This is a genomic window from Mesorhizobium humile, from assembly GCF_033977215.1.
GTDB classification, from domain to species: Bacteria; Pseudomonadota; Alphaproteobacteria; order Rhizobiales; family Rhizobiaceae; genus Mesorhizobium; species Mesorhizobium humile.
On record NZ_JAVIIV010000007.1, the window covers coordinates 238,575 to 253,649 of the forward strand.

Consider the following 15,075-nt stretch of genomic DNA (forward strand, 5'->3'; position numbering starts at 1 on the left):
TCGACAGAACCTCTGTGAGACGGATCACACTTTCTTGCGGAAATGCAAAAGGTGTGAATTCCAAGCCCGGTCTATTTCAGACAATTGGATTGTGGCCCCTTTACGAACGTTACGGAACTTCATTCCAATTTTAGTTTTGTCGACTAGGTTGTCTTAATGCCGGCGCATGAAACGCAGATGTCAGGAGGGTTCGCGCCAGGGCGCGGGCTTCCGCGCGCCCTGCTTTTCGCGCTCGTCTGCTCGACTGTGCTGGCCGGAGAAGTGCGGCAGGCGGCGGCTTTCGAGATTTTCGGCATCAAGCTCTGGGGCTCGTCGAAGGACGAGGATACCGACATCGTCGATCCGCTGCGCTATTCGGTGACGATCAACGCGCCTGACGCCGACAAGGATCTGGTCAAGATACTCGAAAACGCCTCGGCGCTGAAAAACGACGAGGATCATCCGGTGTCCGGGTCGCTCGGCCTGATGGCCAAGGCGCGCGGCGACCGCGAACAACTCGTCGCCGCGCTCTACGCCGATGCCCGCTACGAGGGCGTGGTCACCATCACGATCGACGGCAAGTCGATCGACGAATTGCCGCCGGATGCCGAGTTCAAGGGGCCGCAGCCCATTCCGGTGGTCATCACAGTCGCCCCCGGAGCGAAATTCACGCTTGGCAACATCCGGCTGAAGGGCGATGCGGCGGGATTGGCGGCAGCCGATTTCGGCCTGATCGCCGGCGGCGATGCCGGCTCCGGCGCGGTGCTCAAGGCCGAAGCGCTGATCGTGCGGGCGCTGAAGGACGAGGGCAGGCCGCTTGCCAAGGTCACTGACCGCGAGATCGTCGCCGAGCATGCCAGCTCGACGCTGGACGTGACGCTGACGGTCGCGGCCGGTCCGGTCGCCGGCTATGGCGACACGACGGTCGAGGGCACGGAAAAGGTCGATCGCGACTTCACCGAATACATGGCCGGCCTGCAGCGCGGCAAACAATACTCTCCGCAGGAGATCGACGATGCCCGCGACCGGCTGCTTGGGCTTGAAGTCTTCAACAGCGTGACGATCAAGGAAGGCGACAGCCTCGACGCCAACGGCAACATCCCGATCGATGTCCAGGTCAGCGAGCGCAAGCCGCGCTATTTCGGCGTCGGCGGCACGTTCTCGAACACCGAAGGCCTCGGGCTCGAAGGCTATTGGGGACACCGCAACCTGTTCGGACAAGCCGAGAAGCTGCGTATCGACGGCTCCATCAGCGGCATCGGCAGCAACAGCATTTCCGCGCTCAATTACAATGCCGGCGTCATGTTCGAGAAGCCGGGCGTGCTCGGGCCGACGTCGAAATTCTTCACCGGTGTCAAGACGGTGTTCGAACACCCCGATGCCTATGACCATTTCTCGGTCAAGGGCGACGTCGGCGTTTCCTACGACCTCGACAAGAAGCAGCGCGTCTCGGCCGAATTCGACCTCGACTATTCGAAGATCACCGACGCCTTCGGCAAACATACTTATCTGATCGCCAGCGTGCCGCTGCAATATGTCTATGACAGCCGCGACAACAAGCTGAACCCGACCAGGGGGTTCCGCTTCCTCGCCTATGCCGAGCCCAGCTACGACATATTGAACGGCGCGGCCTTCCTGAAGCTGAAAGGTGAGGGCTACACCTACCAGTCGCTCGATACGGCAAGCCGGTTCGTGCTCGCCGAACGCGCAACGCTGGGCTCGATCGTCGGCACCGGGCTGCAGAACGTGCCCGCCGACCGGCGCTTCTATTCCGGCGGCGGCGGCTCGGTGCGCGGCTATTCCTACCAGGGCATCGGCCCGAAGGACGTCGACGGACAGCCGATCGGCGGTCTCTCCTTCTTCGAAACCTCGGTCGAGATGCGCATCGGCGTCACCGACACGATCGGCATCGTGCCGTTCGTCGATGCCGGCACGGTCTCGACCAAATCCTTCCCCGATTTCTCGAATGTGAAGGTTGGCGCCGGCGTCGGCCTGCGCTACATCACGCCGTTCGGGCCGCTGCGCATCGATGCCGCCGTGCCGCTCAACCGCGATCCGGGTGATCCGCATTTCGGCATCTATGCCGGCATCGGTCAGGCGTTCTGACGATGAAGATTTTCTGGCGCATCCTCCGCATCTGCCTCTACGCGCTGCTCATCTTGCTGGTGGTGGCAATCGGGGCGCTTGTCGTGCTTACCGGAACCGAAGGTGGCCGCCAGAACCTCGCCGGCCTGATTTCGAAGATGGCCTCGAGCGAGGACCGCAAGGTGACGGTCAGCGGCATCGAAGGCATCTGGTCGGGTGCGCTCAGGCTCGACCATGTGGTGCTGGAAGACCGCGCCGGCCCCTGGATGGTGGCGCGCAAGGTGGCGCTCGACTGGTCGCCGACGGCGCTGCTCTCCTGGAATTTCAGTGCCGACCGCTTCGCTGCAGAACGCATCGAGCTGGCGCGGTTGCCGCAGCCGAGCCAGCAGCCCTCGCAAGGTGGCTCGACGAGCCTGCCGGTTTCGATCGACGTCAAGCAGATCGACCTGCCGGAGATCGCGCTGGGCCAGGAGCTGGCCGGCAGCGGCATCGCCGAACTGGCCGCCAAGGGCTCGGTCAAGGCCGATCCTTCGCCGTTGGCGATCGAGAGCGTGCTCAACGTCTCCCGCCATGACGGCAAACAGGGCAATGTCGACGCCAAGATCCATTTTGCGCCGGCCGACAACAAGCTCGACCTCGATCTCAAGGCGTCGGAACCAGCGGGCGGCATCATCGCCAACCTGCTCAAGCTGCCGGATGCGCCGCCCGTCAACATCGTGGTTTCGGGCAGCGGGCCTTTGGCCAACTGGAGCGGTGTCGGCACCTTCATGGTCGACGGCCGCATCGTCAGCCAGCTGACCGGCCGGCATCAGCTCACCGACAAGGGCCACCGCTTCGAAGCCAAGGGCGACGGCGAGTTCGAGGGCTTCCTGCCGGAGAAGATAAAGGCGCTGTTTGCCGGCAAGACGAGCTTCGACCTCGCTGGAACGGCGACGATGTCGGGTGGGGTCGATATCGAGCGCGCTACCATAGAGAGCGAAGCGGTGCACGGCGCCGCAACCGGCAATGTCGATCCGAAAGGCGCCAGCGACCTGGCCGTCGAGCTCTCCGCCAAGGACAAGCCGGTCACCATCGATGTCGGCAACAGCGCCGTTCCCATCCTGGTCGCGGTCGAAAAGGCCACCGCGCGCGCCTTTGGCGACGGCAAGGCGCCGATGGTCGATATCGGCACGTCGCTCACCTCGGTGGCCGTCGGCGGCACGCAGCTCAACAATATTACGGGCGAGATCCATTCCGACGGCTTCGATATCGAGACCCTTAGCGGCCCGGTTGGCATCAAGCTCGCGGCCGCCGGCCTGAAGACGGACGTGGCGACGCTGGCCCCGCTGGTGACCGGCAAGCTCGCCGCGGATCTTTCCGGCACGATCAGCCGCGAGACCGTGACCATCGACAAGGGCACCTTGCGCAGCGATGCGCTCAATGCCGCGCTGACGGCAAATGTGGCGCTCGCCGATCTGTCGATGACGCTGAAGATGAATGCCGACGCCGTCTCGAAGGCATTGCCGCCGCAGATCAGCTCGCTGCTCGGCGAGCGCGTGAAGTTTTCGGCGACGGCGACCCGCGATCCGCAGGGCGCATTCGCCGCCAATTCGCTGGAGCTCACCTCCGGCTCGCTCAGCGCCAGCGGCACCGCCAGCGCGCAAGGCTCGGACATCCAGGCCGATCTCAAAGGCACGCTGGGCGACGTCTCGTCGCTGTCGTCGCTCGCCGGCACGCCGCTTGCCGGCGGGGTGAGCTTCGCGCTGACGGCTACCGGTCCGCGCTGGGCGCCGGATTTCACCGTGTCAGCCGAGAGCGCCAGCCTGACGGCGGCCGGCCGCACGGTGAAGGACATCAAGCTCTCGACCAAGGGAAAGGCCGACATCGCCAACCCGTCGGCCGACATCTCGCTGACCGGCAACGCCGAGGGCCAGGCGCTCGATATCGAGGCCTCGCTGGTGACCGCCGACGGCAAGCGCTCGATCAAGGGGCTAAGCCTGGCGCTCGGCGACAACAAGGTTTCGGGCGATCTCGCGCTCGACGACAAGTTCCTGCCGCTCGGCACGCTGACGCTCGCCGTGCCCGATATCGGGCCGTTGGCAGCGCTCGGTAATCAGACTGCGACCGGCGATATCAACGGCACGATCGCCTTCGCCAAGGACGGCGAGGCGCCGACCGTCACCATCAACGCGGCCAGCACGTCGATCGCGCGCGGCGACCTGGCGGCAAAGACCATCACCGTCAACGCGCTGATCGCCAATTATCTCAAGGGGCCGGCGATCTCGGGCACGATCAAGGCCGACAGCGTGACCTCTGGTTCCACCGTGGTCAGCGGCATCGGCATCGATTTGAAGCGCGACGGCGACTGGACCAACTTTACCGGCGGCGCCACGGCGTCCGGCATTCCGGCGACCGCCACCGGGCGCGTGAAGATCGCCAACGGCACGACCACAGTGGAAATCGCTTCCGGTGAGGCGACCGTGCGCGGCATCAAGGCGGCGATCGCGGAGCCGTCCAGCCTGTTCATCTCCAATGGCGTCGCCACGGTCCAAAAACTTGCTCTCAATCTCGGCGGCGGCTCGGCGACGATTTCGGGCAGCGCGGGCCAGACCCTGGACCTGACGGCCAATCTCGCCAACTTGCCGGTGGCGCTCGCCAATGATTTCGTCCCCGGCCTCGACGGGGCCGGAACGGTGGAAGGCACGGCACATGTCACGGGTCCGTCGTCCAACCCCGACATTCAGTTCAACGCCAAGGTGGCGGGCGCCGAAACCAGCCAGACCCGGCAGGCGGGGCTCGGGCCGCTGGATCTGGATGCTGCCGGCAGCTACACGCTGGCGGGCGGCGTGGCCCTGGACCATGCCACGCTTTCGGGCGAAGGGATTTCGGGCAAGGCCGCCGGCACCCTCAACCCCAACGGCGCCAGCGATTTCTCCCTCGACCTTACCTCATCCGGGCCCAGCCTGCCGTTGACGGTCGGCAGCGCCGAAAGCCCGGTCAAGATCGCGGTCCAGTCCTTGTCGGCAAAAATGGCTGGCGAGAGCACGCAGGCGCGGCTCGACGTGTCCGCAATCCTGCCTTCCATAGCCGCCAGCCAGGCCAAGGTGGATGGTCTGACGCTCGCGCTTCATTCGGATGCCTTCGACCTCAAGCGGCGGGCAGGCCCGGTCTCCGGCACAGTGTCGGTGGATAGGATCGGCCTCGACAATCAGTTGATCGCGCCGCTGATCGCCGGCAAGGTCACGGCGAAGGTCAATGGCCGACTGGCAACCGATTCCGTTGCCGTCAACAGCGGCTCGCTCCAAAGCGATGCGCTCAACAGTCAGGTCGCCGGCCGGATATCGCTGGGCGACGGTGCGGTCGACCTCAATATGAAGGCCGATGTTGCTTCTTCCGCCCTGCCGGCCGCGGTGCGCGGCATGCTTGGCGAGACCGCACAGTTGAGCGCCTCCCTGAAGCGCGATGCCAAAGGCAATGTCAATGTCGACGGGCTGAAGCTGAATTCGGGCGCGCTCAGCGCCGACGGGCAGGCGAGCCTTGCCGACAGTAAGCTGGCCGCCGGGATCAGAGGCGCGTTGAGCGACGTTTCAAGGCTCTCGAAAGACGCCAAGGGCGCCATTGCCTTTGCGCTCAATGCGCAAGGCCCGGTCACCGCGCCCGACCTGTCGATGACGGTGGAGAGCGACCGGCTTTCGGTGGCGGCGCGCGAGATCACCGGGCTGAAGCTGACGGCTACCGGCAAGGCCGATGCCGCCAATCCGGCAGCCAATGTGCAGCTCACCGGCAATGTCGGCGGGCAGAACCTGCAGGGCAGCGCCGTGCTCGCCACGACAAATGGCAGCCGCGCGATCAACGGGCTTTTGCTGTCGCTCGGTCCGAACAAGATTTCCGGCGATCTTGCCCTCGACGATGCCTTCGTGCCGGTCGGCACCGTGTCGCTCGACCTGCCCGACATCGGGCCGCTCGCCGCGCTGGCCCTGGAAAAGGCCGAGGGCAATGTGCGCGGCACGATCGCTTTCACCAAAGCGGCCAACGGACCCAACGTCGCGGTCAAGGCGAACACCTCGCAGATCAAGCGCGGCGATCTCTCGGCCAGGAATGTCGCCATCGACGCGCAGATCGCGAACTACATGGCAGCGCCCGTCATCGCCGGCACGGTGCGCGCCGAGAGCGTGACGTCCGGCGGCACCGCCATCACCGGTATCGACGTCGATCTCAAGCGCGACGGCGACTGGACCGGCTTCTCGGGCGGCGCCACCGTCAAGAATATCCCGGCCAAAGCGGCCGGCCGGGTGAAGGTCGCCAACGGCTCGACGACCATCGAGCTCGCGTCGGGCCAGGCGACGGTGCAGGGCATCAAGGCCGCGATCGCGCAGGCCTCGACGGTCACCATCGCCAACGGCGTGACGACACTCGACCGGCTTGTGCTCAACCTTGGCGGCGGCACCGCGACGGTGACAGGCAAGGTCGCGCAGGCGCTCGACATCAACGCCAACCTGTCCCGGGTGCCGATCTCGCTCGCCAACAGTTTTTCGCCGGGCCTCGACGCGGCCGGCTCGGTCTCGGGCACGGTCAAGGTCACCGGCGCGCCGGCGACCCCCTCGGTCGCCTTCAACATCGATGCTTCCGGCGTGCAGACCTCGCAGACGCGTGGCGCCGGGCTCGGTGGCATGAATGTGTCGTCGTCGGGAACTTTTGCCGGCAACAAGCTCGCCTTCGACGCCAACATCAGCGATGGCGCCGGCCTCGGCCTCAAGGGCGGCGGCTCGGTGACGACGGCGGGTACGCCGGCCCTGGTGCTCGACTTCAACGGCAAGGTGCCGTTCTCCTTCCTTGCCTCGAAGCTCGCCGCGCAAGGGCTGGGACTGACCGGGACAGCCAATGTCAATGTCCAGGTGCGCGGTCCGGCATCGTCGCCGGTGATCGGCGGAACGGTCAGCACGTCCGGCGCCCGGCTGGTCGATGCGCGTTCCGGCCTGGCGGTGAACGACATCGCAGCCGACGTTTCGATCGGCGGCGGCGTCGCCAGGATCAATCGGCTCACCGGAACGCTGTCGACACGAGGCAAGCTGTCGGCCAGCGGCACGGTTGGCATCACGCCGGCGCAAGGTTTTCCGGCCGACCTGTCGATCAAGCTCACCGATGGCCGCTACACCGACGGCCGGGTGGTAACCGCCAATCTCGGCGGCGACCTGACGATCAAGGGGCCGCTCGTCTCCGCGCCGGTGATCGCCGGCACCATCAACCTGGCGAGGACGGTCATCACCGTTCCGGACAAGCTGCCGGGCTCGCTTTCGGCGCTGGACGTGAAGCACAAGAATGCGCCGGCGTCCGTACGGGCGCAGGACAAGGCGCTGCGCCCGGCGACGGCCAGTGGCGGCAGCAAGGGCGGCAGCGGCCTGACGCTCGACGTGACGGTCAACGCACCGAACCAGATCTTCATCCAGGGCAGGGGCGTCGACGCCGAGCTCGGCGGCTCGCTGAAGTTGACGGGACCTGCCTCGGCGCCGCAGGCGGTCGGCACTTTCACCCTGCAGCGCGGACGGTTGATCATCCTCTCCAAGCGGCTGACCTTCACCGAGGGCACGATCGGGTTCCAGGGGTCGCTGGTGCCCTACCTCAACATGACGGCGACCACGACGACCAGCAGCGCCACGGTCACGATCCTCGTATCGGGGGAGGCGACCAATCCGAAATTCACCTTCTCCTCGGTGCCGGCGCTGCCGCAGGACGAGGTCCTGGCGCAGCTCATCTTCGGCCAATCCATGTCGAAACTGTCGCCGCTGCAGATCGCGCAGCTTGCGAGCGCAGCCGCGCAGCTGGCCGGCGTCGGCGGCTCGACCTCGCTGCTCGAGAATTTGCAAAGCGCGATCGGCGTCGACGATCTCGACGTGACGACGGACGAGAAGGGCGGCACCGCGGTTTCGGCAGGAAAATACCTCAACGACCGCACCTATGTGACGATACAGAAGGGCGACAAGCCAGGCTCCGGCAAGGCCACGATCGACCTCAATGTCGGCCGCGGCGTGAAGTTGCGCGGCGAGGCCAATGACGCCGGCGAAGCAAAGGGCGGCGTCTTCTACGAACGCGAATACTGAGGGCGCGGCGTTCCCCCGCTGTCGGGCCAGGGAGGCATTCGCCGCGCCACCGAAGCCCTTATCCGCCTAAAATGTCTTGATTTAATCACCCGATTCGATTTTTCCGGAAATGTGCGGCGCACTAGCAAATTTGCGTCAAGACTGTCGCTATCGCGCGAACCGGTCTCATTCCAAAGTTGCAGAGTCCCTAAACAATGTTTCTCACTCCATACCCTCTTTGACATGAGGGCCTGGATGCGGAATGTTAAAAGGCGGAAAGCCAACAATGGGAGATAGTCATGACAATCTATAAGAGTAACAGCGACCGCGTTCCGGATCACATCCTAGCCCTGGCCGAAGAAGCCAAGGCCGGAAAGGTCGACCGCCGCGAATTCCTGGCCTTGGCCAGCGTCTTCGGAGCCTCCACGGCGATGGCCTACGGCCTGCTCGGTCTCGCTGATCCGACCCCTGCGAGAGCCGATGACGTTAAGGGCAAGAAGGGCGGCACGCTGAAGGTCGCTCAATGGGTCAAGGATCCGAAGGATCCGCGCAAGGCCGATTGGTCGGAAATCGCCAATGCCGAGCGCCAGGCGCTCGAGCCGCTGGTCAAGTACACCACCGAATACACCTTCCGTCCCTACCTGTTGGAAAGCTGGGACGTGAACGACGACGCCACCGAATACACGCTGCATGTTCGCAAGGGCGTGACCTGGTCGAACGGCGATGCCTTCACCGCCGACGACGTCATCTTCAACCTCAAGCGCTGGGGCGACAAGAAGGCCGAGGGCAATTCGATGCCCGGTCGCCTGGGCACGCTGGTCAAGGACGACAAGCTCGACGAGAGCGCCGTGACCAAGGTCGACGACATGACCGTCAAGCTGAAACTCGGCAAGCCGGACATCGCGCTGATCCCGAATATGTGCGACTACCCTGGCCTGATCGTCCACAAGAGCTTCGACGAGAAGGGCGGCGATTTCAAAGCCTGCCCGATCGGCACCGGCCCGTTTGAGCTCGTCTCCTACGACGTTGGCCAGAAGGTCGTCTACAAGCGCCGCGCCGACAACAAGTGGTGGGACGGCGAGGTGTTTCTCGACGGCATCGAGTTCATCGACTACGGCACCGATCCGGGCGCCATGGTCAGCGCCTTCGAGGCTGGTGAAGTGCATACCAACTTCGAGACCTCGGCCGACTATGTCTCGATCCTCGACAAGATGGACCTGGTGAAATCCGAGGTCGTGACGGCGGCCACCATCGTGTGCCGCACCAATGTCAACAACAAGCCCTACGACAACCAGAAGGTTCGTCAGGCGCTGCAGCTCGGCGTCGACAACGCCGTCGTCCTGCAGCTCGGTTACGGCAATGCCGGCACGGTCGCCGAGAACCATCACGTCAGCCCGATCCATCCGGAATATTTCGAGTTGCCGAAGATCAAGCGCGACGCCGCCAAGGCCAAGGCCCTGATGGCGGAAGCCGGTCAGGCCGATTTCGAGCACGAGTTGATCACGGTCGACGAGGACTGGCACAAGAACACCGGCGACGCGATCGCCGCCCAGCTCCGCGACGCCGGCATCAAGGTAAAGCGCACGGTGCTTCCCGGCTCGACCTTCTGGAACGACTGGACGAAGTATCCGCTGTCGATGACCAACTGGAACATGCGGCCGCTTGGCGTGCAGGTTCTTGCGATCGGCTACCGCACCGGCGAAGCCTGGAACGAGACCGCATGGTCGAATCCGGACTGGGACAACAAGCTCAATGCCGCGCTTGCCGTCGCCGACGCCGCCAAGCGCAAGGAGCTGATGAAGGACATCGAGCAGACCCTGCAGGATGCCGGCATCATCATCCAGCCGTACTGGCGCAAGCTCTACAGCCACTCGGTCAAGGCGGTGCAGAATTACAAGATGCACCCGACCTACGAGCACGACTACGGCAAAGTCTGGCTCGACCAGGCCTGATCCGAGCGAATGGACAAAGGGGCGTTCCGCCCCTTTGTCCCCTTCCTTGCATGACCTGGAACCGGAGAGCCTCTGCAGCAAAAAAGTTGCGGACTCATCGAGCGGGGTCATGCAATAAACAGGGTTGATCGCATTCGAAGGTCTGTTTGCCGGCTTGCTCCGCCTCGTGGCGGGATGGCTGCGTAATCAGGCTCCCCCAACCCATCGGCAGGGGCCCGCCATGCTTTCTTTCATCTTGAGACGTCTCGGTACCATGGCGCTGACGATGCTGTGCCTGACGTTGATCGTCTTCTTCCTGATCAATCTCGGTCCCAATCTGAAGAAGCTGGCGATCAGCCAGACCGAAATGCACACGTCGGCCGACCAGCTCGAAAACTGGTTGGTCGATCATGGCTACCGGCAGAATTTCTTCGTGCGTTACGGCCAATGGCTGGGCGTCCTGCCGAAGCAACCGATCACCGATCCGGCAACCGGAAAGGCGGCGCAGCGCTTCTCTTTCTGCAATGACCCGGTCGTGCCGACATTCTCCGGTGTCTTGCAGGGCGATTTCGGCTGCTCGACCAAGTTCAAGACAACTGTTGGCTCGAAACTCTTCCCGGCGCTCGGCGCCACCGGGCTTTTGATGTTCTGGGTGCTGGCGGTGATGGTGCCGATCTCGCTGTTGATCGGGATACTCGCCGGCATGCGCGAGGGCTCGCGCACGGACCGCACGCTTTCGGTCGCCTCCATCGCCTCGACGGCGACGCCAGAATATGTGTCGGGCGTCATCTTCACCGTCATCTTCGCCTCGTGGCTCGGCTGGCTGAACGGATCGGCGGCCTCGGCAAGCCAGGGCCTCACCTTCTACAACTTCACACTTCCGGTAATGACGCTGGCCATCTACGGCATCGGCTATATCGCGCGCATGACACGGGCCTCGATGGTCGAGGTGATGACGCAGCAATATATCCGTACCGCCCGCCTCAAGGGCCTCTCCTTCGGCAGCGTGGTCGTCAAGCATGCGTTGCGCAACGCGCTGATCGCGCCGTTCACCGTGATCATGCTGCAGTTTCCCTGGCTGCTCACCGGCGTCGTCATCGTCGAGGTCATGTTCCGCTACCAGGGCTTCGGCTACACGTTGGTCGAAGCCGCGGGCAACAACGACATCGATCTGCTGCTCGGCTGCTCGCTGGTCTCGGTGTTCATCGTGCTGATCACGCAGCTCATCTCCGACGTCGGTTACGCGTTCCTCAATCCGCGTATCAGGGTTCAATAGGGGGCAGGGCGGATGCAGACCGAATATATCAGTGCCTTCGACATCGTGGTCGGCGTGCTTTGGCGCTTCTGGCCGGTATGGGTGGGGCTTCTCCTGGTGATGGGTGCAAGTTTCGCCTTCAAGAAGAAGCTCGGCCTCTACGGCCAGCTTTTCGACAGCGGCGTCGGCATTGCCGGCGTCTTCATCTGCCTGTTCTGGCTGTTCACGGCGATTTTCGCCTCCACCATCTCGCCCTTCGACCCGCTGGCGCAGGTGTCGATCATGAAGGACACGCTGCCCGGCGCGATCGAGCCGGCGTCGAAGCTCGTCTACTATTTCGGTGGCGACAAGCTTGCCCGCGACGTGTTTTCGCGCATGGTCTTTGGCAGCCAGATCGTGCTGATCATCGCACCGGCGGCGACCGGTTTCGCGCTGATGGTCGGCATCACGCTCGGCCTGCCGGCCGGCTACTATGGCGGCAAGATCGACACGCTGCTGTCGTTCCTGGCCAACCTGGTGCTGGCCTTCCCGGTCATCCTGTTGTTCTACCTGCTGGTAACGCCGGGCATCATGGACACGCCGATCCCCTATGCGATGGCAGGCCTGTTCTTCCTGTTCCCGATCATATTCTTCAGCGTGCTGTTCTGGACGCGTTTCAAGAACCGGCCAGACCGGCTCTACATCCTGCTCGGCATCACGCTGATCGTCGGCGGCTGGATCTATGTGGGCCTCGTCTTCGACAAGGATCCGCTGCACATCGTCCACATCGATCCGAACCAGCTCAACATCTTCGTGGCGGTGGTGTTCGCCTCCAGTCCCGGCGTGTTCCGCATCGTGCGCGGGCTGACCATGGACATCAAGACACGCGATTATGTGGCGGCGGCGCAGACGCGCGGTGAATCGCCCTGGTACATCATGCTGTGGGAGATCCTGCCCAATGCCCGCGGTCCGCTGATCGTCGATGCCTGCCTGCGCATCGGCTACACGACGATCCTGCTCGGAACGCTCGGCTATTTCGGCCTCGGCCTGGCGCCGGAAAGCCCGGACTGGGGCACCGCGATCAAGGACGCCAGCCGCCTGTTGCGCTCCTTCATCCACCCGGCGCTGCCGCCGACGATCGCGCTGATGTCGTTCGTGCTGGGGCTGAATCTTTTGGCGGACTCGCTGCGTGAGCAATCGATGAAGGATTGATGGTGGGGCGTTGAGCCCCATCTTCCAGAGAACCAAGGATTGGAGCGACCCATGAACGAGGCAGTTCGAGATCCAGCCAAGGCGACCGGTCAGCCGATCATCGAGATCGAGAACCTCTCGATCTCCTTCTTCACCCGCAAGGGCGAGATCCCTGCCGTGATGGATTTTTCCTGCACGGTGATGCCCGGTGAGGCGATGGGCATCGTTGGCGAATCCGGCTGCGGCAAGTCGACCGTGTCGCTCGGCATCATGCGCGACCTCTCCAATATCGGGAAGATCGTCGGCGGGCGCATCAAGTTCCAGGGCAAGGACATGGGCGAGCTCTCCGAGGAGGAGCTACGCTCCATCCGCGGCAACAAGATCGCCATGATCTACCAGGAGCCGATGGCGAGCCTCAATCCGGCGATGAAGATCGGCCAGCAATTGATGGAAGTGCCGCTGATCCACGACAAGGTGTCGAAGGAAGAGGCGCATAATCGCGCGCTGGAGATGGTGCGGGCGGTGAGGCTGCCCGATCCGGAGCGCATGATGCGCTCCTATCCGCACCAGCTTTCCGGCGGCCAGCAGCAGCGCATCGTCATCGCCATGGCGCTGCTGTCCAAGCCGGCGCTGCTTTTGCTCGACGAGCCGACCACCGCGCTCGACGTCACCGTCGAGGCCGGCATCGTCGAACTGGTCAAGGGGCTCGGCGAGAAGTTCGGCACCTCGATGATCTTCGTGTCGCACAATCTCGGCCTCATCCTCGAGACCTGCGACAAGATCACGGTGATGTATTCCGGCGAGGCGGTCGAGACCGGCAAGATCGAGGACGTGTTCGACCGGATGCGCCATCCCTATACGCAAGGGTTGTTCCGCTCGATCCCACTGCCCGGCGCCGACAAGAACTCGCGGCCGCTGATCTCCATTCCCGGCCAGTTGCCGCTGCCGCATGAGCGGCCGAAGGGCTGCAATTTCGGCCCGCGCTGCCACCATTTCGTCGAGGGCGTCTGCAACGCCGCGGAAATCCCGATGATCCCGGTCGACGGCCATGAGGGGCATTTCTCGCGCTGCGTGCGGTTCAACGAGATCGACTGGGAGGCGCTGCCGCCCGGCGCCAAGAAGGTCAACGAAAAGGTCGAGCCCGGCGCGCCGGTGCTCAAGATCGAGGATCTCAAGAAATACTACAAGGTCGGCGGCAGCGAGGTGTTCGGCTCAAGCGAAGGCCGCGTCGTCAAAGCCAACGAGACGATCTCGTTCACCGCGCGCGAATCCGAGACGGTCGCGATCGTCGGCGAATCCGGCTGCGGCAAGTCGACACTCGCCAAGGTGCTTCTGGGGTTGGAGACCGCTAGCTCCGGCACCGTGACGCTGGGCAACAAGGAGATCCAGTCGACCGGCATCGAGAACCGCAATGTCGAGACCGTGTCTTCGATCCAGATGGTGTTCCAGAACCCGTTCGACACGCTGAACCCCAGCCACAGCGTCGGCTCGCAGATCATCCGAACGCTGGAGAAGTTCAAAGTCGGCAAGAATGTCGCCGAGCGGCGCCAGCGCATGCTGGAGCTGCTCGATCTGGTAAAGCTGCCGCGGGCCTTCGAGACCCGCAAGCCGCGCCAGCTCTCGGGCGGCCAGAAGCAGCGCATTGGCGTGGCGCGCGCCTTTGCCGGCGATGCCAAAGTGGTGGTGGCCGACGAGCCGGTCTCGGCGCTCGACGTCTCGGTGCAGGCGGCGGTGACCGAACTGTTGATGGATATCCAGCGCAAGAACAAGACGACGATGCTGTTCATCAGTCACGACCTGTCGGTGGTGCGCTACATCGCCGACCGCGTCGTCGTCATGTATCTCGGCTACATCGTCGAGCAAGGCACGACCGACCAGATTTTCTCGCCGCCTTACCATCCCTATACCGAGGCGCTGCTCTCGGCGATCCCGATCGCCGACACCAGCGTGGTCAAGAAGCACATCGTGCTGGAAGGCGACATCCCGTCGGCCATGAATCCGCCGACCGGCTGCCCGTTCCAGACGCGCTGCGGCTACAAGAAGCTGGTCCCGGACAATCTGTGCGAGACCAAGGTGCCGCCGGTGAAGAACCTCGGCGATGGCCATATGAGCCTGTGCTGGCTTGCCGACGACGTGCTGGCGAAGATGGAGCCGGTCATCAAGTTCGACAAGGAACATGCCGCGCATGAGGGCGTGCCGGAAGATGCGCCGCAGGGCGCGGGGCCAGGCCTTGCGGGAACGGCGCCGAAACGCCCACGTGGCAAAACGGGCAGCGCGGAAGCCGACCAGATCGGGGACGCGGTGGAGCAGGACAAGGCCGGCATGAAAGCCCGTCGCCACGAAGTCCGCGACGAGACATCGGAAACGGGTGTTAAAAAGCCGAAAGATACGACAAGGCGGCACTAGCCCCGGTTCCTTATCACAGAAGTTTTGACCGGTTGGCTATGTGTGCGTTGGCAGATCCCATGCCTTGGCGATTGGCCGAGACGCCTATCGCGGTCGTCATCCACGGGCGGAGCAAGGAGCGAAGCGACGCGCGCAGACCCGAGGATCCATGCCGTGACTTGGAAGCGCCGCGGCGGTCCAGAATTCTGCACCG

6 protein-coding genes are annotated in these 15,075 nt (G+C 63.9%); all 6 read left to right on the top strand.

Annotated features, from left to right (window positions below; all coding sequences use genetic code 11):
* Positions 1-156 precede the first annotated feature (156 nt).
* Positions 157-2,085 (top strand): autotransporter assembly complex protein TamA, encoded by a 1,929-nt coding sequence (locus tag RFM52_RS13835; RefSeq protein WP_320297033.1) that lies wholly within the window; start codon positions 157-159, stop codon positions 2,083-2,085.
* 2 nt (positions 2,086-2,087) lie between these two features.
* Positions 2,088-8,141, top strand: coding sequence for a translocation/assembly module TamB domain-containing protein (locus RFM52_RS13840; RefSeq protein ID WP_320297032.1), 6,054 nt, complete (start codon positions 2,088-2,090; stop codon positions 8,139-8,141).
* 278 nt (positions 8,142-8,419) lie between these two features.
* Positions 8,420-10,072, top strand: a complete 1,653-nt coding sequence (locus RFM52_RS13845; RefSeq protein ID WP_320297031.1) for an ABC transporter substrate-binding protein — start codon at positions 8,420-8,422, stop codon at positions 10,070-10,072.
* Positions 10,073-10,292: 220 nt separating this feature from the next.
* Positions 10,293-11,327, top strand: a complete 1,035-nt coding sequence (locus tag RFM52_RS13850; RefSeq protein WP_320297030.1) for an ABC transporter permease — start codon at positions 10,293-10,295, stop codon at positions 11,325-11,327.
* A 12-nt stretch (positions 11,328-11,339) separates the two neighbouring features.
* Positions 11,340-12,497 (top strand): ABC transporter permease, encoded by a 1,158-nt coding sequence (locus RFM52_RS13855; RefSeq protein WP_320297029.1) that lies wholly within the window; start codon positions 11,340-11,342, stop codon positions 12,495-12,497.
* Between the two features lie 51 nt (positions 12,498-12,548).
* Entirely contained in the window at positions 12,549-14,882 is a 2,334-nt protein-coding gene (locus tag RFM52_RS13860; protein WP_320297028.1) for an ABC transporter ATP-binding protein, read from the top strand.
* Positions 14,883-15,075 lie beyond the last annotated feature (193 nt).